Raw genomic sequence first — 23,054 nt, 5'->3', positions numbered from 1 at the left:
CCCTTGCATCCCATGATCCGAGACGGGAGTATTGGCATATGGACAACTCCAGCGGCGTGGGCGTGCTCGACAAGGCGGCACTGGTGCTGACCGCACTGGAGTCCGGACCGGCGACGCTGGCCGGCCTGGTGGCCGCGACCGGGCTGGCTCGCCCGACGGCGCACCGTCTCGCCGTCGCGCTCGAGCACCACCGGCTGGTCGCCCGCGACATGCAGGGCCGCTTCGTGCTCGGTCCCCGGCTGGCCGAGCTCTCCGCCGCCGCCGGTGAGGACCGCCTGCTCGCCACGGCCGGTCCCGTGCTCGCCCGGCTGCGCGACATCACCGGCGAGTCCGCGCAGCTGTGGCGACGCCAGGGCGAGCACCGGGTGTGCGTCGCCGCGGCCGAGCGGCCCAGCGGCCTGCGCGACACCATCCCGGTCGGCTCGCAGCTGACCATGCGTGCCGGATCGGCCGCTCAGGTGCTGCTGGCCTGGGAGGACCCCGAGCGCATGCACCGCGGCCTGCAGAACGCCGCCTTCTCCGCGGCCGCACTCTCCGGCATCCGCCGCCGCGGCTGGGCCCAGTCCGTCGGCGAGCGCGAGCAGGGCGTCGCGTCGGTGTCCGCGCCCGTCCGCTCCCCCAGCGGCAAGATCATCGCCGCCGTCTCGGTCTCCGGCCCCCTGGAGCGGCTCTCGCGCCAGCCCGGCCGGATGCACGCCCCCGCGGTGCTCGCCGCGGCCGAGCGGCTCTCCGAGTCACTGCGGCGCGCGGCCGCGGAGTAGCAACTCCGGGCCGTCAGCCGATCCGGCCCAGCTCGAGACCGGCCAGCATCAGGCAGGAGATCGTCTCGCTGTCGTGGATCTCGCCGGTGCGCACCATCCGCAGCACGTCGTCCCACGCCACCGCCAGCACCTCGGAGATCCCCTCCTCCTCGAGGCTGCCCCCGCCGACGTCCGCGAGGCCACGGGCCAGGAACACCTCGGCCGGGGCGTCGGCCACCCCGTTGAGGGAGAAGACCCTCCCGAGCCGGGTCCAGGTCTGCGCCGTACGTCCCGTCTCCTCGCGCAGCTCGCGCTGCGCGGCCACCAGCAGGTCCTGGCCGTCCGAGCCACCGGCCGGCACCTCGAGGGAATCGCGCCCGATCGTGTAGCGGAACAGCCGGACCAGCAGCACCTCACTGTTATCGGTGACCGGGACGATGAACACCGCCGGGTGGCGGACCTCGGTCACGCCGTACACGCCGGTGCTGCCGTCGGGACGGGTCACGTCGTCCTCGCGCACCCGGATCCACGCGTTCTCGTACGCCGTCCGGGTCGCATGCGTCTGCCAGCCGCTCATGGCGCCCAGCCTGACAGGCCGGCCCGGCACGGCGTCAGAACAGGGCGTCCTGCTCCAGCTCAAGCAGCAGCTGCTTGCGCTCCAGCCCGCCGGCGTACCCGGTGAGGGTGCCGTTGGCGCCGATCACCCGATGGCACGGGATCACGATCGGGATCGGGTTGCGGCCGTTGGCGAGGCCCACCGCGCGGGACGCCGCGTTGGTCATGCCGAGCCGGTGGGCGACCTGGCCGTACGACGCGGTCTCGCCGTAGCCGATCGCGACGAGCTGGTCCCACACCCGTCGCTGGAAGTCGCTGCCGACCGGGGCCAGCGGCAGGTCGAACTCCGTCAGGTCGCGGTCGAAGTACGCGCCGAGCTGGCGCGCGGTCTCGACGAGCAGCGGGTGCGCGTCGTCGCGGTCGCCGCGGACCCGGCCGTCGCCGTCGCGGAACGGCGAGAACTCGATGGCGACGATCGTGTCGTCGCGCTCGACGAGCCGGAGCTCGCCGACCGGCGAGTCGATGACGGTCCACATGGTCAGCTCTCCTCAGGGATGACGGGGACGGGTGGCATGAGGGTGTTCCACAGGTGCATCAGGGCATAGGAGCGCCACGGTCGCCAGCGATCGCTCGCGGCGACCACCACGGCCGGCTCGTGGCCCAGACGGGCCAGGGCGTTGCGGACGCCGACGTCGGTCGGCAGGAAGACGTCGGGGTGGGCCAGCGCCCGCATCGCGACGTAGTCGGCCGTCCAATGCCCGATGCCGGGCAGCTCCAGCAGTCGGTGGCGTACGACGTCGCGGTCGGGGCCGCGGTCGAGCGCGACCTCGCCGGCGGCCAGCGCCGCACACATTCCGACGAGCGCCCGTCCGCGCGAGCGCGGCATCGGCAGCGTCTCCGGGTCCAGGGCCGCCAGGGTGGCGGCGGACGGGAACAGGTGGGTGAGTCCGGGGATGTCCGAGTCGACGCGGGTGCCGTGCTCGGCGACCAACCGGCCGGTGACGGTGCAGGCCCCGGCCACGCTGACCTGCTGGCCGATCACGGTGCGGATCGCGACCTCGTCGCCGTCGACCTGACCCGGCACCCGCAGGCCGGGGGTCGCCCGGGCGAGCGGGCCGATGACCGCGTCGCCCGCGAAGTGGTCGTCCACCGCGAGCGGGTCGCAGTCGGCGTCGACCAGGCGGCGCGCCCGCTCGACGGCGGCGGTCGTGTCGCGCAGGTCCGCGAGCGCGAAGGTCGCCGTGACGAAGGCCGTCTCGCCGCCCGCGGTGGCGTCGTCGACGTCGAGGCGGACCGTGCCCGGCCCGTGCGGGAGGTCAAGCGTGCGGGCGTACCAGCCCGGTCCGGCAACCTCGACCCCCGGGATGAGGTGGTGGGCGAGGAAGTCGAGCAGCGCCCGGCCCGCGAACGGGGTGCGGACCGCGAGTCGCATCGCGACCGTGCCGGTCGTCGCCCGGGAGCCACCGCGACGGCCGCGCAGCTCGGTCGGGCTGGCGGAGTAGACCTCGCGGATCGTGTCGTTGAACTGGCGCACGCTGGAGAAGCCCGCGGCGAAGGCGACGTCGGTGTGTGTCAGCGCGGTCGTCTCGATCAGGACCCGGGCCGTCTGTGCCCGCCGGGCGCGGGCCAGGGCGAGCGGGCCCGCGCCCAGCTCGGCGGTGAGGATCCGGCTGAGGTGGCGCGGGGTATAGCCCACCCGGCGCGCGAGACCGTCCACGCCCTCCCGGTCGACGACGCCGTCGGCGATCAGCCGCATCGCGCGACCGGCCGCGGTCGCGGACACGTCCCAGTCCGGGCTGCCGGGGGTCGCGTCGGGCAGGCAGCGCTTGCAGGCGCGGTAGCCGGCCGCCTGGGCCGCCGCCGCGCTGGGGTGGAAGGTCACGTTGGCGTACCCCGGGGTGCGGGCGGGGCAGCTGGGCCGGCAGTAGATGCCGGTGGTGCGGACCGCGGTGTAGAAGACCCCGTCGAAGCGACGGTCGCGCGACTTCACCGCGCGGTAGCACGACTCGGGGTCGAGGTGCCCCGCCTGCCTCGTCTGCGCCGTCGGCCTCGGTGTCATGACGTCATCCTCCCCCACGCCACCGACAACGTCTGGCGGAAATCGGACACCGTCGTACCGAGCCCGCTCGCTGAGAGAATGGCAAGAATCGTGCGTGGGATGCCCCGATCCGCCCGGTATCCGGGCATCCGGGTGCCACGATGATCCCGTGGCCGACGACGTACAGCCGCCGGCGGAGCCGGCACCAGCGACCCGACCCAGCGCGATCCGATCCAGCGCGACCCGTCGCCGCCGACTCTCCCCCGTGCTCACCGTCATCCTCGTCACCCAGCTGGTCGTCGCCCTGGTGACCGCCACGACCGTCTGGGCGGTCGTCCGCCAGCTCGACGCCGACCTGAAACCGGGTCTGGAGATCCCGCACTCGGACGAGGACAAGCCGGAGGCCGACGGCCCGAAGGAGCCGCTCAACATCCTGGTCATGGGCACCGACGACCGCAGCTGCGAGGGCTGTGCGATCGACGGCGAGGCGGGCGGGGGCGGGTCCGACACCACGATGCTGCTGCACGTCTCGGCCGACCGGAAGGAGGCGTACGGCGTGAGCCTGCCGCGCGACGCGATGGTCGACCGTCCCGACTGCCTGGACGAGGACGGCCGAACGGTGCCCGGCGCCGAGGCGGTCATGTTCAACACCGCCTTCGCCCGGGGCGGTCCGCTGTGCACCATCCAGATGGTCGAGGAGCTCACCGGCGTCTTCATCGACCACTTCATCGTCGTCGACTTCCGCGGCTTCGAGGACATGGTGGACGCCGTCGACGGCGTCCAGGTCTGCATCCCCCAGGAGGTGAACGACCCGGAGCACAACATCTTCCTGCCCGCCGGGACCCAGGAGCTCGACGGTAGGCAGTCCCGCGACTACGTGCGCGAGCGCTACACACTCTCGGTCACCGGCGACATCGGCCGGATGAAGCGGCAGCAGGCGTTCGTGGCCTCGATGATCAACAAGGTGATGTCGGCGAACACGCTGAGCCGGCCCAACCGGGTCCGCAACTTCCTGCGGGCCGTCGTCGGCTCGATCCAGGTCGACGACGACCTCGACACGGTCAAGGACCTCGCCGACCTCGCGATGCAGTTCCGCGAGACCGACCTCGGCGAGATCCGGTTCATCACCGTGCCGATCGAGGAGTACCCGCTCGACGCGAACCGGCTGCAGTGGACCGCCGACGCGGACCGGCTGTGGAAGCGGATCGCCGCCGACGCGCCGTTGGGGCGCAACTTCGGAGGCGGCTCGATCAGCGCCGCCAAGCCTCCGACGAGCCAGTCCCCGACGCCGACCGCCGGTGCGACGGCCTCGCCCGAGCAGGAGAGGGAGCAGGCCGAGGCCCGCGCCGCGGGGCTCTGCGGCTAGCCCGTCCGGGAACCAGCGCACAACGCAGCAGGACCCGGATCCTGGTGGATCCGGGTCCTGCTGGTGGTGTACCCCCGACCGGATTCGAACCGGCGCTAACGCCGTGAGAGGGCGCCGTGCTAGGCCGCTACACAACGGGGGCTTTGCTCTTGCGAGCTGTGCGAAACCTTAACCAGAGTCTCGGTCTCACTCAAAATCGGGGCGTTTCCGGCTTCGGAACTTCCTCGATCTCGCTGGGATACTAGGACTCGAACCTAGAATAACTGGACCAGAACCAGTCGTGTTGCCAATTACACCATATCCCAATGGCACGCCGGCGAACGGCGCTCCGGCTCGTCTCCGAACCGAGAGGAAACACTACACGCGAGGTCCGGGCGCCTCCAAAACGAGCCTCTCGGTGCGGGTCTGCAGGCCCGTCGCGCGGGCAACCAGCACGGTCAGGCCGAGGAACGACAGCGACTGGGTGAGCGTCACCGGCAGGCTCCACCAGGTGCCGCCCGTGGGGTTGAGGACCGTCGCCATCTCGCCGAACGCCAGGGCGACCCCGAAGGCCAGGAAGTTGTTCAGCACGTGCATGGCGATGCCCGCCTCCAGGCCGCCGGTCAGGATGACCAGGAGGCCCGAGACGACCCCGAAGGCGAAGCGGTCGAAGAAGACCGGCGGGTCCTGGGCGCCGTGCGCGAGGGCGAACAGCAACGCCGGCCCCAGCACCGCCAGCCAGGGCGCGCGCACCAGCCCGCCGAACGCCTGGGTCAGGTAGCCGCGGAAGACGTACTCCTCCCCCGCGGCCTGCAGCGGGGTCAGCAGCGCGATGATGAGCAGGAAGTCGCGCGTGGTGCTGGTGAAGTCGTTGAGCCCACCGCCCAGCTCGGCCCCCTCGGCCCGCGCCGGCAGCAGCGCGGCGACCATCAGCGTGACCACCAGCGAGGCCATGGCGAGGCCGAAGCAGGCCGCCAGCCAGCGCCAGCGGATCCGGGGGGCCACCGAGGCCAGCCAGCGCGGCCGCAGGCCGTGCAGCGCCCGCATCAGCAGCCAGGTGACCGGGATCATCGCCCCGATGGCGACGTTGAGGTACGCCAACGCCAGCGGGGTGACCCGGTCGGTGTCGAGCATCCGCTCCACCGTCGAGGTGACGTCGGCGCCCGAGACCACGATGCCTGCGGTGAACACGACCAGCACCACGACCGGGACCACCACGACGAAGGCGACCAGCAGGCCGAGCACCCCCAGCACCGGGCGCCACCAGGACCACGGCCCGAGCCGCTGCAGGCGGTGGTAGGCCAGTCCCCCGCCGTCGATCGCCGTGTCACTCATCCCGGCGGCTCCCTCCACGAACCCCGTCAGCCCAGGGCGGAGCGCAGCCGGGCCAGGCTCCGCTCGCGACCGAGGAGCTCCATCGACTCGAACAGCGGCGGCGAGACCCGCTTCCCGGTGACGGCCACCCGGACCGGGCCGTAGGCGTTGCGCGGCTTGAGGCCGAGCTCGTCGACGAGCTTCGCCTGCAGCGCCTCCTGCAGCGCCGCGGTGGACCACTGGGCGAGCGGCTCGACGGCGTCGTACGCCGCCTGCACGACCCGCAGGCCGTCCTCGTCCAGGACCTTCGCGACATCGGTCTCGTCGCGGGTGAACGCGTCCTCGTCCACGAAGAGGAAGCCGAGCATCCCTGCCGCCTCGGTGAGCTTGTTGATGCGCTCGGCCACCAGCGGCATGGCCTGCTCCAGCAGCTGCGCGTCGGCGTCGCCGACCGGGTCGCCGACGACGCCGGCCTCCTTGAGGAACGGCAGCGCGCGGTGGGTGATCTCCTCCACCGACAGCGTGCGCATGTGGGCGCCGTTGATGGCGTCGGCCTTCTTCAGGTCGAAGCGCGCCGGGTTGGGGTTGACGTCCTTGATGTCGAACGCCTCGACCATCTCCGCCAGGGTGAAGATGTCGCGGTCGGCGGCGATCGACCAGCCCAGCAGGGCCAGGTAGTTGAGCAGGCCCTCGGGCAGGAAGCCCTGGTCGCGGTAGGCCAGCGCGTGCGCCTCCGGGTCGCGCTTGGAGAGCTTCTTGTTGCCCTCGCCCAGGACGTAGGGCAGGTGGCCGAACTCCGGCGTCCGCTGAGCGATCCCGAGCTCGGTGAGGGCGGCGTACAGCGCGATCTGGCGCGGGGTGCTGGAGAGCAGGTCCTCGCCCCGCAGCACGTGGGTGATCTCCATCAGCGCGTCGTCGACCGGGTTGACCAGCGTGTAGAGCGGGTCGCCGTTCGCGCGGCACAGCGCGTAGTCGGGGACGAACTGGGTCTCGAAGGTGACCTCGCCGCGGACCAGGTCGGTCCAGGTGATCGAGCCGTCGGGCATCCGGAAGCGGACGACCGGCCGGCGGTCCTCCGCCTGGAACGCCGCCACCTGCTCGTCGGTGAGCTCGCGGCAGAAGCCGTCGTACCCCATCACCTTGGAGCCGGAGGCCTTGCGACGCGCGTCGACCTCCTCGTTGGTGCAGTAGCAGTCGTAGGTGAAGCGCGACTCGCGCAGCCGGACCAGGGCGTCGGCGTACAGCTCGCTCCGCTCGCTCTGGAAGTACGGCGCGTGCGGTCCGCCGACCTCGGGCCCCTCGTCCCAGTCGAGGCCGAGCCAGCGCATCAGGTCGACGATCGAGTCGTACGACTCCTGGGTGGAGCGGGCCTTGTCGGTGTCCTCGATGCGGACGACGAAGGTGCCACCGTGGTGGCGGGCGAAGGCCCAGTTGAACAGGGCGGTGCGGACGAGCCCGACGTGCGGGCTGCCCGTCGGGGACGGCGCCATGCGGACGCGGACGTTCGGGCCGGTGGGGACGGTCATGAGCTGCTTCTACCTTGCTTTCACGGTGTTCGTGAGGGCGCCGAGGCCGGCGATCGAGACCTCGACCTCGTCCCCGACGTTCATGGGACCGACGCCCTCGGGGGTGCCGGTGAGGATGACGTCGCCCGGGAGCAGCGTCATGATGCTGGAGACGTGGGCGACGAGCGTGGGGATGTCGAAGACCATGTCGGCGGTGCTGCCGTCCTGGACGGTCTCGCCGTTGAGGTGGGTCTGCACCCGGACGCCGTCCCTGAAGGTCTGCGGGTCCAGGTCGGTCTCGATCCAGGGACCGAGCGGGCAGAAGGAGTCGAAGCCCTTCGCCCGGGTGAAGTGTCCGTCCCGACGCTGGAGGTCGCGGGCGGTCACGTCGTTGGCGATGGTGTAGCCGTGGATGACGTCGGTGGCCTTCTCGGGCGGGACGTCGCGGCAGATCCGGCCGATGACGACGGCCAGCTCGCCCTCGTAGTGCACCTCGCTGCTCTGCGGCGGGTAGAACACCGGGTCGCCGGGTCCGACGACGCTGGTGTTGGGCTTGAGGAACATGATCGGCTCGGCCGGGACCTCGTTGCCGAGCTCCGCGGCGTGGGCGGCGTAGTTGCGGCCGATGCCCACGACCTTGCTCCGCGGCAGCACCGGCGCGAGCAACCGGACGTCCTCGAGTCGGTGCTCGGTGTCGAGCAGCTTGACGCCGACGTACAGCGGGTCGCCGGCGAGCGCGACGATGACGCTGTCCTCGCTGGGCTGGCCGAACTCGTCGACCTCCCCGGTCACGACGCCGTACTGGGGGTCCTCACCCGTGGTGAACCTCGCGATGCGCACCTTCCGACCCTATCCGCCTAGGCTCGAGCCCCGTGGAGGTGCTGGAGGAGGCGACCTGGCGCGCGTGTGCCGCCGCACACGCGGAGCGGGTCGACGCGTTCCTCGCGCCGCACCTCGCCCGCCGGGAGTCCGGGGTCAAGCACCCCGTGCACGACTTCCTGTTCACCTACTACTCCCAGCGTCCGGCGCAGCTGCGCCGCTGGCACCCGGGGTACGCCGTCCGGCTCGCCGACGCGCCGGAGTACGACGGCCTGAAGGGGTACGTCGACGGCGCGGTGACCTCCGCGTACGTCGAGTCGCAGCGGCCGATGCTCGAGTCGCTGCACCGGCTGCTGGCCGCGACCGCCGCGCGGCCGGCGAGCTTCGGCTGCTTCGGTCTGCACGAGTGGGCGATGGTGCACCGGCTCGCCGACGACGAGACCCGGCACGCCGACTGGCCGCTGCGCCTCGGCGGCGCCGGCACCGACGCGGTCGTCGAGTCGCACCGGATCGCCTGCTCGCACTTCGACGCGTACCGCTTCTTCACGCCGTCGGCCGTCGGGCTCAACACCCTGCGACCCACCGCGCAGGACAGGCCGGACTTCGAGCAGCCGGGATGCCTGCACGCCGGCATGGACCTCTACAAGCACGCCTTCCGGCTCACGCCGATGATCAGCTCGGACCTGGTCGCGGACTGCTTCGAGCTGGCCCGCGACATCCGGGTGCTCGACATGCGCGCCTCGCCGTACGACCTCGCCGACCTCGGGTTCGAGCCGGTCCCGATCGAGACCGCGGCCGGCAAGGCGGCGTACGCCGAGGCGCAGCGCGGGTTCGCCGAGCGCGGAGCGCCGCTGCGCGCCCGGCTGGTGGCCGAGTGCGAGCGGCTGCTCGACGTCGTCGCTCAGGCGGCTTCGAGGACCTGAGGCTGCGGGCGTCGTACGGCGAGGGCGATGAGCACCGCCGCGGCCGAGATCGCGCCGCCGTAGAGGAACGCGGTGTGGATGCCGTCGGCCGTGGCCTCGACGACCGAGAGGCCGTCCTCCACGCCGGCGACCTGACCGCGCGTCATCACGGTGACGAACAGCGCGGTTCCGGCGGCGCCGGCGACCTGCTGGAGCGTCGAGACGGTGGCGCTGCCGTGGGCGTAGAGGTGCTGGGGCAGCGAGCCGAGCGCGGAGGTCATCAGCGGCGTGAACATGAGGGCGAGGCCGATGCTGAGCAGCACGTGCACCCCGATCACGTCGCCGCGCCCGGTGCTCGGGTCGAAGGTGGTCATCAGCCACAGCGCGACCGACGCGACGGCGGCGCCGGGCGCGACGAGGGGCCGCGGACCCACGCGGTCGAAGAGCCGACCGACGACCGGGGCGAGCAGACCCATCGCCAGCCCGCCCGGGAGCAGCACCAGGCCCGCGTCGAGGGTCGACAGGCCGAGCACCGACTGCAGGTAGATGGGCAGCAGGATGAGCGTGCCGAACAGCGCCATCATGCTGACCGCCACGAGGACCACGGCGACGGAGAAGGTGCGGCTGGCGAACGTGCGGACGTCGAGCAGTGCCCGGTCGCGCAGCGCCAGCTGACGCCCGACGAACGCGGCCAGCGCGACCGCGCCGATCACGAGCGGGATCCACGGCGCCACGGGCGCGTGGCCGGCGGCGGACTCGCCGATGCTGCTGAGGCCGTAGACGAGGCCACCGAAGGCGAGCGCGGAGAGCGCCACCGAGAGGACGTCGAGCGGGGCGCGGACGGGCTCGGTGACGTTGCGCACCCAGGCGGCGCCGAGGCCGAGGGAGAGCAGGGCGATCGGCAGGACCAACCAGAACATCCAGCGCCAGTCGAGCTGGTCGAGGACGATGCCGGAGATCGTGGGGCCGACCGCCGGGGCGACCGAGATGACGATGGAGATCGTGCCCATCATCCGGCCGCGGCGCTCGGGCTCGACGATGGTGAGGATCGTCGTCATCAGCAGCGGCATCATCAGCGCGGTGCCGACGGCCTGCACGACGCGCGCCGCCACCAGGACGGCGAAGGTCGGCGCGGCACCGGCGAGCGCCGTGCCGATGGTGAACGAGATCATCGCGGCCAGGAACACCTGGCGCAGGGTGAAGCGGCGCAGCAGCCAGCCGGTGACCGGGATGACCACGGCCATCGTCAGCAGGAACGCGGTCGTCAGCCACTGCGCGCTGGTCGCCTCGACCCCGAACTCCTTCATCAGCTCGGGCAGCGCGACGCCCATGATCGTCTCGTTGAGGATCACGACGAAGGCGGACCCGACGAGCAGGGCGACGAGCGGCCCGACGCGGACGCCCGGGGGCAGCGTGGGACGGGCGGGTACGGCGGTGGCGGACACGGTTCTCCTGTCGAGCGGTGGCAGCGATGGCCAGTGTGGCAGTGACTGCCAACACGGCAGGGGCTGACAACATTCCCGCTACCCTGGCGGCATGACGCCCGAGGCCCTGCACGAGCGCCGGCGGCACCGGACCGAGCGGGAGATCCGGGAGGCGGCGCTCACCCTCTTCGAGGAGCACGGCGTCGACGGCACCACGGTCGACGACATCGCCCGGGAGGCGGGCGTCTCGCCGCGCACGGTCTTCCGGTACGCCGCCACCAAGGAGCGGGCCGCGCTCATCCCGGAGCCCGAGATCGAGCGCCGGGTCGACGAGGCGCTCGCCGCCCTCGACCCGGGCGAGCGACTCGGCCCGCAGCTCGAGCGGCTCTGGCGCGAGGTGCTGGCGTCCTTCGACGACGGCCGGAGCGAGGCCGGCCGCGAGGCGCTGCGACTGTGGCGCCTGGTCCCCCGCGAGCCGCGGCTGCTGCTCGCGGCGATCGCCGTCGACGAGGAGCGGCTGGGCCGGACGCAGCGGATGCTGATCGATCTGGGCCACGACGCGCTCACCGCCCGCGTCGTCCTGGAGACCACCTCGGCGGTCCTGCGGGTGGCGCTCGACCGGTGGGCGCGGGAGCCGGCCGGGCCAGGGCTGGTCGCGACGTACGACGAGGCCTGCGCCGCCCTGCGGAAGCACGCCTGAGTCGGGACTTCCGACCCTTCCGGCACGGCCCCGCCCGGCGCAGGCTGGAGGCATGGGGAAGCCGGTGCCGCAGTGCCCGATCCGGCTCGGGGAGCCGTGCTCGCTGTGCGAGCCGGGCGTGACCGGGCCGGAGGACTGCGGCCTGGTGTGGCTGGTGATGACCGATCCCGAGCTCCGCGAGCGGCTCGCGGAGCTCCGGCGGCAGCGCACGTCCCACCAGGCGGAGGACGGGTTGCGGACGCCTCCCTCTCGAGCAATAAGGTGAGCCTAACCTAATTTCCTTGCTCGGAAGGACCGATTCGGTGTCACCCTCCCCTGCCCAGCTGCAGCACCTGTTCCATCCGGACCACCTCGACGGGTACGTCGACGCGATGCGGCTCGGCGTGGACCATCTCGCCGCCACGATGCGTCGGCTGACCGGACCGGCGACGGGCGTGCAGCCCGAGCAGGCCGCGAAGCCGATCGCCGACGTCGACCTCGACGCCCCGCTCGGCGACGCCGCCGAGGCGCTGGCCGAGATGAGCCGGGTCTACCTCGACGACGCGATCTGGTTCCACGACCCGACGTACGCCGCCCACCTCAACTGCCCGGTGGTGCTGCCCGCGCTCCTGGCCGAGGTGTTCGTGAGCGCCGTGAACTCCAGCCTCGACACCTTCGACCAGAGCGTCGGCGGGACCTTCGTCGAGCGGCACCTGGTCGACTGGACCAACGGCCGGATCGGCTTCGGCCGTGGCGCGGACGGCATCTTCACCAGCGGCGGCACCCAGTCCAACCTGCAGGGCCTGCACCTGGCCCGCGACCGCGCCCTGGCGCGCACCGCCCACGGCGGGCCGCACGCGCTGTCCCGGCTGCGGATCCTGGCCAGCGCCGACGCGCACTTCTCCGTGCAGAAGTCGGCCCGGCTGCTCGGGCTCGGCGCGGACGCCGTCGTCGCGGTCCCGGTCGGTCCCGACCGGCGGATGGACGTCGACGCGCTCGCCGGCGCGCTGGACGACCTCGCAGCGTACGGCCTCTCCCCCATGGCCGTGGTCGCCACCGCCGGCACCACCGACTTCGGGGCGATCGACCCGCTCGCCGCGATCGCCGAGCTCTGCCGGCGCCACGACACCTGGCTGCACGTCGACGCGGCGTACGGCGGCGGCCTGCTGGTCTCCCCCACCCGTCGGCACCTGCTCGTCGGCATCGAGCACGCCGACTCGGTGACCGTGGACTACCACAAGACGTGGTTCCAGCCGGTCTCCGCCAGCGCGCTGCTGGTCCGCGACGGGCGCCACCTGGGCCACGTCACGTGGAACGCGGACTACCTCAATCCCAAGGATGCGGCCCACCCCAACCAGGTCGACAAGAGCCTCCAGACCACGCGCCGATTCGACGCGTTGAAGCTCTGGCTGACCCTGCGGACCATGGGCCCCGACACCATCGGCGCGTACGTCGACACCGTGGTCGACCTGGCCCGGGACGCCTACGACGCGCTCGCGGACGACCCCTACCTGGAGCTCTGCGCCGAACCCGGCCTGAGCACGCTCGTGCTCCGCTACCGGCCCGCGGGCATGAGCGAGGACGAGGCGGACCTGCTCGCGCCCCGGATCCGGCAGGTGGTCTACGAGCGCGGCACCGCGATGGTCGCCGCCACCAAGGTGAACGGTCGCTGCTGGCTGAAGCTCACCCTGCTCAACCCGCTCGCGACCCTCGACGACGTGCTGAGCGTGACCGGCCGGCTCGTCGAGGTCGGGCGCGAGCTGACCGAGGAGGCCGCGGCATGAGGGACGTGATCGGCATTGGCCTCGGCCCGTTCAACCTCGGCCTGGCCTGCCTGCTCGACCCCGTCGAGGACGTCGACGCGGTCTTCCTCGAGGCCCGCGACTCCCTCGCCTGGCACCCCGGCATGCTGCTCGACGAGGCCACGCTCCAGGTGCCGTTCCTGGCCGACCTGGTGACGATGGCCGACCCGACGTCGCGCTGGTCGTTCCTGAACTACCTGAAGGAGACCGGCCACCTCTACCCCTTCTACATCCGCGAGTCCTTCTATCCGCTGCGCAGCGAGTACGACGACTACTGCCGCTGGGCCGCCGAACGGCTCGACTCGGTCCGCTTCGGCCAGACCGTGACGAGCGTCGAGTGGGACGGGACGGCGTACGTCGTCTCGACCGCCGCGGGCGACACCTTCCGCGGCCGCCGGATCGTCCTGGGCGTCGGCACCTCACCCCGGATCCTCGACTGCGTGCGGGAGGCCGGCGGGCCGGCGATCCACTCCGGGCAGTACCTCGACCACAAGGCCGAGCTGCAGCAGCGCGAGTCGATCACCATCGTCGGCAGCGGCCAGAGCGCGGCGGAGATCTACCAGGACCTGCTGGCCGAGTCGCCCGACCACGACTACCGGCTGACCTGGCTGACCCGCAGCCCGCGGTTCTTCTCGATGGAGTACACCAAGCTCACCCTCGAGCTGACCTCGCCGGAGTACACGGCGTACTTCCAGGACCTGCCGGAGCTGACGCGCGCCCGGCTGCTGCGCGAGCAGCGCTCGCTCTACAAGGGCATCAGCGGCGACCTGGTCGACGACATCTTCGACCTGCACTACCGGCTGCGGGTCCAGGGAGAGGGTCCGCGCACCACGCTGGTCACCAACACCGCCGTGACCGGCGCGAGGTGGGACGGCACGTCGTACGACCTCGACCTGCACCACGAGGAGACCGACGAGCGCTTCGGCCTGCGCACCGACGGGCTGGTGCTCGCGACCGGGTACGCCGCGCAGGTGCCGGACTTCCTGGAGCCGGTGCGCGACCGGATCCGGTGGGACGACCAGGGGCGGTTCGCCGCGTCGCCGACGTACTCGGTCGACCACGGCGACCGCGAGATCTACGTGCAGAACGCCGAGGAGCACACCCACGGCTTCGTCGCGCCCGACCTGGGCATGGGCGCCTACCGCAACTCCGTGCTCGTGGCCGCCCTGACCGGCCGCGAGGTCTACCCGATCGAGAAGCGGATCGCCGTGCAGAGCTTCGGCGTCCCCGACCACCTGAGGAGGGCCCGCTGATGAAGGCCACGCTCGAACCGCTCGACCTCGACCGCGACCTGGCGCTGGTGCACGCCTGGGTCACCCACCCGCGCTCGGTCTACTGGGAGATGCAGGGGGCCTCGGTCGACGAGGTCGCCGCGGAGTACGCCCGGATCGTCGCCGACCCGCACCACCAGGCCTGGCTGGGCCGGGTGGACGGCGAGCCGGCGTTCCTCGCCGAGACCTACGACCCGGCGCACTCGCCACTTGCCTCGCTCCCCGAGATCGCCCCCGGCGACCTGGGGATGCACGTGCTGGTGGCGCCCACGGACTCGCCCGTCCCCGGCTTCACCCGGCTGGTCTTCCGGGCGGTGATGGAGCACTGCTTCGCCGACACCTCGGTACGACGCGTCGTGGTCGAGCCGGACGTGCGCAACGACCGGATCGGCGCGATGAACGCCGCGTTCGGCTTCGTCGTCGCGCGGGTCGTGGACCTGGGCTCGAAGACCGCCGCGCTGTCGTTCTGCACGCGGTCGGCGTTCGAGGGTCCGACCGCGCACCTGTCGCCCGAGCGGCTCGCGACCGCCCAGCGGCACCTGGTCGCCAAGGCGATCAGCGAGTACGCGCACGAGCGGATCGTGACGCCCGTCGCGGACGCCGACGCCTGGCGGCTCGCGGCGCCGGACGGCGGGTCGTCGTACACCTTCCGGGCGCGGCGGCTCGCCCTCGAGCACTGGGCGATCGAGGAGGACTCGCTGACCCGCTGGGTCGACGGCGCGCCCGCGGACCTCGACGTGCAGGCCTTCGTCGCGGAGTTCGCCGGGCCGCTCGGGATCCCGGACCCGCTGCTGCCGACGTACCTGGAGGAGCTGGCGAGCACGCTGGCCAGCGCCTGCTGGAAGCTCGCACACTCGTCGGCGAGCGTCGCGCAGCTGCTGGAGGCCGACTACCAGGAGCTCGAGGCGGCGATGACCGAGGGCCATCCCGGCTTCGTCGCGAACAACGGCCGGATCGGCTACGACCTGGCCGACTACGCGGCGTACGCGCCCGAGACGGGGTCGGCGGTCCGGCTCGAGTGGCTGGCCGCCCGGCGCTCGCTCACCCGGCTCTCGCTCGGCCAGGACCTCTCCGAGGCGCGGCTGTACGACGGCGAGCTGGACGCGTCGGTGCGCGCGTCGTTCTCCGCGGTGCTGCGCGGGCTAGGCCTGGACCCGGACGACTACCTCTACGTGCCCGTGCACCCGTGGCAGTGGCGCCACCAGCTGGCCATCACCTTCGCGCCCGACCTGGCCCGGCGCGACCTCGTGCACCTCGGCACCGGCCCGGACGACTACCGCGCGCAGCAGTCGATCCGCACCTTCTTCAACACCACCCGGCCCGAGCGGCACTACGTGAAGACGGCGCTGTCGATCCAGAACATGGGCTTCAAGCGTGGCCTGTCGCCGCGCTACATGGCGGCGACGCCGGCCATCAACGACTGGGTGCACCGCCTCGTCGAGGACGACCCGACGCTGAAGGGCTGCGGGTTCACGGTGCTGCGCGAGCGGGCCGCGATCGGCTACACCGGCGACGCGTTCCACGCGCTGGACGTGCGCTCGCCGTACCAGAAGATGGTCGCGGCGCTGTGGCGCGAGAGCCCGGTGCCGCTGCTGTCGCGGGGCGAGCGGCTCGCGTCGATGACGTCGCTGCTGCACCGCGACGCGTCCGGTGCCGCGCTGGTGACCGCGATGATCGAGGCGTCGCCGATGGATGCGAGCGGTTGGGTACGCAGCTACCTGCACGCCTACGTCCGCCCGATCGTGCACTGCCTGCTCGCCCACGAGCTCGCGTTCATGCCGCACGGCGAGAACCTGGTGCTGGTGCTGCGCGACCACGTTCCCGTCCGGGCGCTGATGAAGGACGTCGGCGAGGAGGTCTGCGTCATGGACTCCTCGATCGCGGTGCCCGAGGAGGTCGAGCGGGTCCGGGCCGACGTACCGCAGGACATCAAGGCGCTGGCGCTGCACACCGACGTCTTCGACGGCTTCCTGCGCCACCTCGCCGCGATCCTCGACACCGACGGCGTCCTCCCCGAGGCGGAGTTCTGGGCCGAGGTACGCCGCTGCGTCGAGCAGCACGCCGAGGAGCACCCGGAGCTGGCCGCGCAGGTCGAGGCCTACGACCTGCAGCGCCCGGAGTTCAGGCACAGCTGCCTGAACCGGCTGCAGCTGCTCAACACCCTCGAGATGGTCGACATCACCGACCAGGCCTCGTCCCTGCAGTACGCCGGAACGCTGGTGAACCCGATCGCGGCGGATCGACACGAGGTGATCGACTGAATCGGCTACGCCCGAGCGACGGGCTGAGAGGATCCGGCACGTGATCGACGTCCTCGTCCGCCCCGACCAGCTCGACGGTCCCGACCGGCGTGGACTCGTCGATTGCTGGGTCGCCGTCACCAACGCGGGTGGTGCCGTCGGCTTCCCGTTCCCGCCCGTCGACGTCGCCGAGGTCGCTCCGGCCGTCGACGAGCTGGCGTCCGAACTAGACCCGGGCCGGTGCGTGCTCTTCCGCTCGCGCTCCGACGGAGCCGTGCAGGGCTGGGTGGTGCTCCGGCGCAGCACGTCGTACCTGGTCTCGCACTGGGCGACGGTGGAGCGGCTCCAGACCCTGCCCCGGTATCGAGGGCGAGGGATCGCCCGCGACCTGATGGCGTCCCTCGAGGGCTACGCCCGCGACGAGCTGGGCGTGGAGCAGCTGCGGCTGGCGGCACGGGGCGGCCTGGGACTGGAGGGCTACTACGAGGCGCAGGGCTGGCGCGAGGTCGGCCGCTGGCCCCGCGCGCTCCGGCTGGCGGCCGACGACGTACGCGACGAGGTGCTGATGGCCAAGGCACTCGGCACGCCACCCGTGGTCGACGCCGACTGACGGAGGCGCCGGTGTGGGAAGGTGCCGTCGTGACCGACCGGAGGACGCGCCCTGTGCGGCGCTGGTGGTCCGGCCCCCTGGACGTCGAGGGTCTCGCGCTGGACGCCGTCGGCCGGGTCTGCTCCGCGACGCGCGACGTTGCCGCGGCTCGCGACCTGGCGATCGACGTCTCGACCACTCCGGAACTCGTGGCGGCCTCCTTCGCGACTGTCGACCACCTGCGCATCGCGGGTCGGGAGCCCGAGGGCTGGGCGCCGTTCTCGGGGTTCTTCGAGGCGTACGACGGCTGGGTGCGGCTGCACGGCAACTATCCCCACCACGCGGCCGCCATCGCAGGAGCCCTCGGCGCCTCCTCGAAGCAGGAGCTGGTCGACGCGATCTCCCGGCTCGCGACCGACGAGATCGAGCGGCGGGTCACGGCCGCCGGAGGCATCGCCACGGTCGTGCGCACCGAGCGCGAGTGGGCGACGCATCCGCACGGCCGCGCGACGGCGGCCGATCCGTGGTGGACGACCTCGGTCGGCGCCCGACGCGCACCGCTGCGACCGCTGACGGGCGGTCTGCCCCTGGCCGGCGTGCGGGTACTCGATCTCACCCGCGTCATCGCCGGTCCGACCTGCTCGCAGGTTCTCGCGTGCCTCGGAGCCGACGTACTCCGCGTGGACCCACCCCGGACGCCGGAGCTGCTCGAGCAGTACCTGTCGAACGGCATGGGCAAGCGATCGGTCGAGGTCGACCTGGCCGTCGACGCCGACATCCTGCGACACGAACTGCTGGCGAGCGCCGATGTCGTGCTCCTCGGCTACCGTCCCGGCGCCCTGGCGGCGTACGGCCTCGACGCGGACACGGTGGCCACCGACCGTCCCCGGCTGGTCGTCGGCTCACTGTCGGCCTGGGGAGAGCACGGTCCGTGGCGGGACCGACGGGGCTTCGACTCGATCGTGCAGGCGGCCACCGGCATCGCCGACCTGTACGGCGACGGCAGCCGCCCCGGAGCGCTGCCGGTGCAGGCGCTCGACCACGCCACCGGGCACGTCCTGGCCGCCGAGGTCATCTCGCTGCTGGCACGGGGCCACGGCGGAGTCGTCCGGACCAGCCTGCTCGGAGCGGCCAGGGAGCTGCTCGGGCTCCCCCGCTCCGCCGCCCCCGAGGTGAGCCTCGACGTGCCGACCGTGACGGTCGACTCGCCGTACGGCGCGCTGCGCACCGTGCCCCCGCCGATTCTGCTCGACGGTCGCCACGCGCTCGGCGACGTGAGTGCCTACGGATCCGCGGGCCTGACCTGGCGGTGATGCACGGTCAGTACGGCGGCAGTGCCGGGTCGTCGGTCTGGCTGGCGCCGATCCGGGCAGCGGCCGAGTCGCGGCCCCGACGGAGCGGCACGGCGGCGCTGGCCGCAGCCAGCCCGTGCGCCGGCATGTTGCCGTAGATGGTCTCGATGTCCGCGGTCTGCACCCGGTAGGTCTCGTGCCAGATCCCGACGTCGCCGGAGGCGCCGATGCGCCTGTTGAACTGCCGCCAGGGCTCGAGGTGGGGGTCCGTGCTGTCCCGCGCGAAGCGCGCGAGGTCGTCGAAGGAGCGCCAGTACTGGACGACCATCGGCGCCGGCAGGAGTGCCTGCTGGTACCCGAGCAGGCCCTTCTCGGAATGCTGGGCGAGGTAGCTCAGCATCTTCGGCATCGCGACGAAGACCGGCCACCAGGCCCGGACCTTCCACGGCTTGTTGATCCTCATCCCGATCAGGAAGACGATCACCTCGCTCCCCAGCAAGCCGGTGTCCGCGGTGAAGCGGCCCTTCAGGATCTCGGCCATGGTCCGCTACCTCCTCACCCACCCACTGTCGCCCCGCACCGGCCGCGAGCGCATCCCCTGGACGGTCAATTTCGGGACGGTCCCGTCGGGCGGGCGCGTACGCCGTCGCCGCCGCGGGATCAGCTCCCCGGTGATCAGCTGCTCGCTCACATATCCGTAGTGGTGACCCATCGCTACCTCCTCGACACCAGCAAAAACGCTACGCCGGTGTTCCGGCGAGCGCAACCACCAATCGGCCTACACTGGTGTCGTGGCACGCCAACCCTCGCCCGCCGACGACAGCGCGCAGGACCGGACTCCCCCGCCGGCCGCACTGCTCCGCGACTTCGTCAACACCCTCGACCACGAGCTCGGCACCGACGAGCTCGCCACCACCGCCGGCCTGACGGACTTCCTGGTCGGTCACGGTCTGCTCGCCGGCGGCGCCACGGCCGGTGAGGCAGAGCGCGAGGCGTCCGTGCGACTGCGGGAGGGTCTGCACGCCGCGTTCGAGCTCAACCACGCCGCCGAGGAGGCGCCGCTGACGACGTTCGACGACACCCTCGGCACGCTGTCCGTCCGCCTGCAGTGGGACGGCGGCGGCGTGGCCGTCGCCCCGGCCGAGGACGGCGTCGCGGGCGCGCTGACCCGCATCGCGCTGGCCGCTCACGCGGCACGGGCGAGCGACCTCTGGTGGCGGCTCAAGATCTGTGCCTTCGACGAGTGCCGGTGGGCCTACTACGACCAGTCGAAGAACCGTTCGCGGCACTACTGCGAGTACGGCTGCGGCAACAAGCTCAAGACGCGCGCCTACCGCGCTCGGCGTCGCGCCGACCAGCGCGAGAACCCAGCGGAGTCGGCCGGCGGACTCTAGGCTCCGGTCGTGACGTCACACCCCGAGGCCGACGACGCCGTTTCCTCGACCGACGCCGTCACCAGCAACGCTCGACGCAGGCGGCTCGCCACCGCCGCCGGCCTCGCGGCTGCGGTGGTCGGGATCGCGGGCGCGGCAGCGGCGTGGCACTGGCACACCCACCCCGACGCACTGTCGGACGTCGGCACCACGACCATGAAGCTCCGACCCGGAGAGACCGCGTACGCCGGCGTGACGTTTCCCGACCCGGACGACAGCGCCTCGATCACGATCACCAGCGCATCGGCGAAGGTGGTCGAGAACAGCGCCGACGCCCGCACCCGGTTCTTCGTGTGCGCCCTCGACACCGACCGGCCAGACTCCAGTGCCATCGGCGTCGTCGACGCCACGACGTTCTCGCACCTGTGTCCGAACCCTGAACCCGTGGTGCCCGGCATCGAGCTCGATCTCGGTACCGGCAGGCCCGCGCAGCTGGTCGCCGCGATCACCGTCAACCATCGCGGCAACATGCGAGCCGAAGGAGTCGACGTCTCCTACGAGCACGGTTGGCAGAACGGCACCCAGACCGTTGCCGCCAATCTGTTCATCCGCGCGAAGTAGGGACTCAGTCAGCGCCACTGCCCTTTGACGAGCGGCGGGAGCAAAGCTGCCCGACTGCCCCGATCCCGATGCCGACCGTGAGCACGACGGTCCACCAGTCGACCGTCGTGGTGGTCCACATCAGCACCACCACGACGGGGACGATCGTCCAGAAGATGGCATCGTCGTGGCGACGGCAGAACCGGGTGAATCGGTTGTCCGCCCGGTCCAAGCGGACGGTCCACACCAGGATGCGCACGATGAGGCCGATGCCGCCGACCAGGACGACCAGGAAGATCCAGTCGTCGCGACGGCCAGCGTCGAGCAGCAGAATGACGCCGGCGATGCCGAGCGCCCATGCGGCCAGTTCAGCGATGCCGCGCACGCCCTGATTCGTCACCGACGCACCTTCTCAGAGGTCGCTACCGCACGGCCGGGAATCCGCACATCTCTGGCTCGCCAGGGCCACCCCGGACCGACCGGAGCACGATCACACGCCGGTGCACAGGAACGCGGGCTCGCCAAGGACGGGCCAGGACTCGACCTCGTCGCCGCCCGAGGTCCCGCCGGGTGTGGTGTCGGACAGCTGGATGCCGAACCGGTACGGCCTGGCTAGCGAGACCGTCACAGAGACGTTCATGCCCGGAGTCAGTACGGGCGAGGTGTAGACGGGAGTGTCGTCAGCAGTGAAGGCGATCTGGCCCGACGATCCGTCGCCAGAGATGTCCCCGACCCCGAGCACTGCCTTGAAGGACGTGCAGTGCCGCCCCGGCGTGAATCGCGCCTCCCACGACCCGAGGTGGGAGTAGTAGGCGGCACCCCAGCCGTTGTAGACGCGCCCGTCGATGCTCGGCGTCCCGAAGCCCACCCCTCGGGTCTCGTAGTACGGCGAGTAGGCGCTGAGCGGGATCCATCGCCAGATCGTCACGGCAATGGGCTTGGAGACGACGACTCGCTTCACCTTCCTGTACGCGACCGTCACCCGGTACCGCTCCCTGTTCTCACCGGTGGCGACGACCTTGAAGGCGACCTTCCGCCTGCCACGAGTCTTGGCCGCCTTGACCGGCTCCCAGATCGGATCGCCGAAGATGCCGAGTCTGAACTTCTGCAACGTCACACGGGTCGCCCGCGCAGGCGACTTCACGATGGCCCGAAGGGTCACGCGGTCGCCTTCGTTGACCTCCTTGGCCGACACCTTCAACACCGGCCGGCGCCCTGCCCTCTTCTCGGCGCCGGCCTGGACCGGCTCTGCAGCCTTGACGTACGCCCCGGTCGACGCAGCAGACGCGCCACCGACGTCGATTCCTATCAACATCGCGGCTACCAAGCCGACGACTCCCCACCGAACTCGCTGCACCATCACGTGACCTCACTCAACGACTGACTCTGTGCCCCGCACTGGCTTATCGGTCGCCGAACGACGCCACACGAGACCCATCGCGTCGAGAGCTAGCGGCGTTGCCGCGCCCTCCAAGCGGCACGAGCTGCGCGTTCGTCTGCGCTCATGCGTGCTCGCACCCGTACGTCGACGCCGGGCGGGCAGTAGCCCGCTCGGCGACGCTCGAGAGCGAGGACGTACCACCAGGGAGGGCGCGCGTTCGACTTCCGGCGGTTGTGTCCGCGGCACAGCGCTTGACCGTTGCTCACGACCGTGGGTCCGCCCTTCGACCACGGATAGATGTGGTCGACCTCCTTCGCCTCCTCACGACAGCGGCCGACCACCAGGAACAGTGGGCCTTCACATCGACCACCGGCACGAACCAGGACCATGTGGCGGGCTGCGAAACGGAATCCGCGCCACGGGTCGCGACACTGGAACGGCCGTGGTCCTCGACCTGGCAAGGGTGAAGCCACCACCAGCACGAACAGGCCCAACGCACCCACCATCGGTAGGAGCGGCCGTAGCCCGTCCAAGATCGAAGGCAGGACAGTGTCGGTCACGGGGCGAGTGTTTTCTGCTTCAGCGCGCCCCGCAGCCGGAACGGTCAGAACTTCACCGAAGTGCTCACACCGTCTACGTCCGCCGGTGGAAGCGGACGCCTCCGTCGGCCAGTCGTTCGGTCGTGTAGATCGGGTCGTGGGCTCGGTGGTGATGGTGCGAACAGAGGAGCATCCCGTCGGCGAGGTCGGTGCGGCCGCCGGTGGACCAGGGATCTCGATGGTGGGCCTCGCACCACGGAGCCGGGATGTGACAGCCCTCGGCGCGGCACTCGCCGTCCCGGAGCACCAGCGCCCGTCGCTGCCCGCGGGCGAAGAGTCGTTTGCTCCGGCCAAGGTCGAGGACCTCGCCCTTCCCGCCAAGGACCGCCGGGACGATGCCTGCGGTGCAGGCCAGGCGCCGGGCTTCCTCGGCGGTGATGCGGTCGTGGGAGTCGCCGGGCGCTGGGTTGCCGAGGGTCGCGGTGCCGAGATCGGCGCGCAGCGAGTCCAAGCTCATCGTGACGACCAGGGTGGTGGCGTCGCCGCCGTGGATCGGGAGGCGGGTGGGGTCGAGGGTCTCCAGGAGCTGGCAGAACGCCTGCGCTGTCTTGCGGCCGTAGGGCACCGGGCTGCTGGTCGGCTCACC

24 protein-coding genes and 2 tRNA genes are annotated in these 23,054 nt (G+C 71.7%); 12 read left to right on the top strand and 14 right to left on the bottom strand.

What is annotated here, in order from left to right; all coding sequences use genetic code 11:
- Positions 1–38: 38 nt before the first annotated feature.
- The gene (locus VMF51_RS22565) at positions 39–761 is read left to right on the top strand and encodes an IclR family transcriptional regulator (protein ID WP_090852934.1); all 723 of its coding nucleotides are present in this window, start codon (positions 39–41) and stop codon (positions 759–761) included.
- 13 nt (positions 762–774) lie between these two features.
- Here the strand turns inward: VMF51_RS22565 and VMF51_RS22560 are convergent, their stop codons facing one another.
- The 3 genes from VMF51_RS22560 to VMF51_RS22550 are packed head-to-tail and all read right to left on the bottom strand — an operon-like array spanning position 775 to position 3,354.
- Positions 775–1,317, bottom strand: coding sequence for an NUDIX hydrolase (locus VMF51_RS22560; RefSeq protein ID WP_325476728.1), 543 nt, complete (start codon positions 1,315–1,317; stop codon positions 775–777).
- 34 nt (positions 1,318–1,351) lie between these two features.
- The gene (locus tag VMF51_RS22555) at positions 1,352–1,831 is read right to left on the bottom strand and encodes a methylated-DNA--[protein]-cysteine S-methyltransferase (protein ID WP_325476727.1); all 480 of its coding nucleotides are present in this window, start codon (positions 1,829–1,831) and stop codon (positions 1,352–1,354) included.
- A gap of 2 nt (positions 1,832–1,833) precedes the next feature.
- Positions 1,834–3,354, bottom strand: a complete 1,521-nt coding sequence (locus VMF51_RS22550; RefSeq protein WP_325476726.1) for an AlkA N-terminal domain-containing protein — start codon at positions 3,352–3,354, stop codon at positions 1,834–1,836.
- A gap of 148 nt (positions 3,355–3,502) precedes the next feature.
- Here VMF51_RS22550 and VMF51_RS22545 point away from each other — a divergent pair, with 148 nt between their 5' ends.
- A complete protein-coding gene (locus tag VMF51_RS22545) occupies positions 3,503–4,699 on the top strand; it encodes an LCP family protein (protein WP_325476725.1) in 1,197 nt (398 codons plus the stop codon).
- A gap of 69 nt (positions 4,700–4,768) precedes the next feature.
- Here VMF51_RS22545 and VMF51_RS22540 read toward each other — a convergent pair.
- From VMF51_RS22540 to VMF51_RS22520, 5 genes are all read right to left on the bottom strand, one after another.
- Positions 4,769–4,841: transfer RNA gene (locus tag VMF51_RS22540), tRNA-Glu, on the bottom strand.
- A gap of 91 nt (positions 4,842–4,932) precedes the next feature.
- Positions 4,933–5,004 (bottom strand) — tRNA-Gln (locus tag VMF51_RS22535).
- Positions 5,005–5,056: 52 nt separating this feature from the next.
- Complete coding sequence (locus tag VMF51_RS22530) at positions 5,057–6,013, bottom strand: type II CAAX endopeptidase family protein (protein ID WP_325476724.1); 957 nt, start codon at positions 6,011–6,013, stop codon at positions 5,057–5,059.
- Positions 6,014–6,039: 26 nt separating this feature from the next.
- On the bottom strand, positions 6,040–7,518 hold the full coding sequence (gltX, locus tag VMF51_RS22525; protein ID WP_325476723.1) for a glutamate--tRNA ligase: 1,479 nt from the start codon (positions 7,516–7,518) through the stop codon (positions 6,040–6,042).
- Between the two features lie 9 nt (positions 7,519–7,527).
- The gene (locus tag VMF51_RS22520) at positions 7,528–8,337 is read right to left on the bottom strand and encodes a fumarylacetoacetate hydrolase family protein (protein ID WP_325476722.1); all 810 of its coding nucleotides are present in this window, start codon (positions 8,335–8,337) and stop codon (positions 7,528–7,530) included.
- Positions 8,338–8,369: 32 nt separating this feature from the next.
- On the opposite strand from VMF51_RS22520, the gene VMF51_RS22515 reads away from it, so the two are divergent.
- Positions 8,370–9,239 carry a 3-methyladenine DNA glycosylase gene (locus VMF51_RS22515; protein WP_325476721.1) on the top strand — a complete coding sequence of 290 codons (870 nt, stop codon included), beginning with the start codon at positions 8,370–8,372 and terminating at the stop codon, positions 9,237–9,239.
- On the opposite strand, the gene VMF51_RS22510 is transcribed toward VMF51_RS22515, so the two are convergent.
- Positions 9,218–10,663, bottom strand: a complete 1,446-nt coding sequence (locus VMF51_RS22510; RefSeq protein WP_325476720.1) for an MDR family MFS transporter — start codon at positions 10,661–10,663, stop codon at positions 9,218–9,220. The two genes, VMF51_RS22515 and VMF51_RS22510, sit on opposite strands and share 22 nt — an antisense overlap.
- 91 nt (positions 10,664–10,754) lie before the next feature.
- Between VMF51_RS22510 and VMF51_RS22505 the strand changes: the two genes are divergently transcribed.
- From VMF51_RS22505 to VMF51_RS22475, 7 genes are read left to right on the top strand one after another with little or no spacing between them, the layout of a single operon-like run.
- Entirely contained in the window at positions 10,755–11,342 is a 588-nt protein-coding gene (locus VMF51_RS22505) for a helix-turn-helix domain-containing protein (protein WP_325476719.1), read from the top strand.
- 52 nt (positions 11,343–11,394) lie between these two features.
- Entirely contained in the window at positions 11,395–11,607 is a 213-nt protein-coding gene (locus VMF51_RS22500) for a DUF6767 domain-containing protein (RefSeq protein ID WP_325476718.1), read from the top strand.
- 37 nt (positions 11,608–11,644) lie between these two features.
- The gene (locus tag VMF51_RS22495) at positions 11,645–13,105 is read left to right on the top strand and encodes an aspartate aminotransferase family protein (RefSeq protein WP_325476717.1); all 1,461 of its coding nucleotides are present in this window, start codon (positions 11,645–11,647) and stop codon (positions 13,103–13,105) included.
- A complete protein-coding gene (locus VMF51_RS22490) occupies positions 13,102–14,376 on the top strand; it encodes a lysine N(6)-hydroxylase/L-ornithine N(5)-oxygenase family protein (RefSeq protein WP_325476716.1) in 1,275 nt (424 codons plus the stop codon). Before VMF51_RS22495 ends, VMF51_RS22490 begins: the two co-directional genes overlap by 4 nt.
- Positions 14,376–16,655, top strand: coding sequence for a GNAT family N-acetyltransferase (locus VMF51_RS22485; RefSeq protein ID WP_325476715.1), 2,280 nt, complete (start codon positions 14,376–14,378; stop codon positions 16,653–16,655). The genes VMF51_RS22490 and VMF51_RS22485 overlap by 1 nt, the downstream gene beginning before the upstream one ends.
- 40 nt (positions 16,656–16,695) lie before the next feature.
- Positions 16,696–17,244, top strand: coding sequence for a GNAT family N-acetyltransferase (locus VMF51_RS22480; protein WP_325476714.1), 549 nt, complete (start codon positions 16,696–16,698; stop codon positions 17,242–17,244).
- Between the two features lie 53 nt (positions 17,245–17,297).
- On the top strand, positions 17,298–18,536 hold the full coding sequence (locus VMF51_RS22475) for a CoA transferase (RefSeq protein ID WP_325476713.1): 1,239 nt from the start codon (positions 17,298–17,300) through the stop codon (positions 18,534–18,536).
- A 7-nt stretch (positions 18,537–18,543) separates the two neighbouring features.
- On the opposite strand, the gene VMF51_RS22470 is transcribed toward VMF51_RS22475, so the two are convergent.
- Entirely contained in the window at positions 18,544–19,056 is a 513-nt protein-coding gene (locus VMF51_RS22470) for a DUF4188 domain-containing protein (RefSeq protein ID WP_325476712.1), read from the bottom strand.
- 250 nt (positions 19,057–19,306) lie between these two features.
- On the opposite strand from VMF51_RS22470, the gene VMF51_RS22465 reads away from it, so the two are divergent.
- Together VMF51_RS22465 and VMF51_RS22460 are read left to right on the top strand one after the other, a co-directional pair.
- Positions 19,307–19,909 carry a CGNR zinc finger domain-containing protein gene (locus tag VMF51_RS22465; protein ID WP_325476711.1) on the top strand — a complete coding sequence of 201 codons (603 nt, stop codon included), beginning with the start codon at positions 19,307–19,309 and terminating at the stop codon, positions 19,907–19,909.
- A 9-nt stretch (positions 19,910–19,918) separates the two neighbouring features.
- Positions 19,919–20,509 (top strand): hypothetical protein, encoded by a 591-nt coding sequence (locus VMF51_RS22460; RefSeq protein WP_325476710.1) that lies wholly within the window; start codon positions 19,919–19,921, stop codon positions 20,507–20,509.
- A 4-nt stretch (positions 20,510–20,513) separates the two neighbouring features.
- Here VMF51_RS22460 and VMF51_RS22455 read toward each other — a convergent pair whose 3' ends face one another.
- The 4 genes from VMF51_RS22455 to VMF51_RS22445 form a co-directional block, all read right to left on the bottom strand.
- Positions 20,514–20,888: a hypothetical protein gene (locus tag VMF51_RS22455; protein ID WP_325476709.1), complete on the bottom strand. Its 375-nt coding sequence runs from the start codon at positions 20,886–20,888 to the stop codon at positions 20,514–20,516.
- A gap of 90 nt (positions 20,889–20,978) precedes the next feature.
- A complete protein-coding gene (locus VMF51_RS22450; RefSeq protein WP_325476708.1) occupies positions 20,979–21,851 on the bottom strand; it encodes a hypothetical protein in 873 nt (290 codons plus the stop codon).
- Positions 21,852–21,937: 86 nt separating this feature from the next.
- Positions 21,938–22,258, bottom strand: a complete 321-nt coding sequence (locus VMF51_RS25920) for an HNH endonuclease (RefSeq protein WP_414689498.1) — start codon at positions 22,256–22,258, stop codon at positions 21,938–21,940.
- A 244-nt stretch (positions 22,259–22,502) separates the two neighbouring features.
- The coding region (locus tag VMF51_RS22445; RefSeq protein ID WP_325476707.1) for an HNH endonuclease signature motif containing protein at positions 22,503–23,054 on the bottom strand (552 nt) is incomplete at its 5' end.

The organism is Nocardioides sp. (genome assembly GCF_035503875.1).
Taxonomy (GTDB): domain Bacteria; phylum Actinomycetota; class Actinomycetes; order Propionibacteriales; family Nocardioidaceae; genus Nocardioides.
Note: the sequence above shows the minus strand (reverse complement) of the source record. Positions and strands in the feature narration are given on the sequence as shown.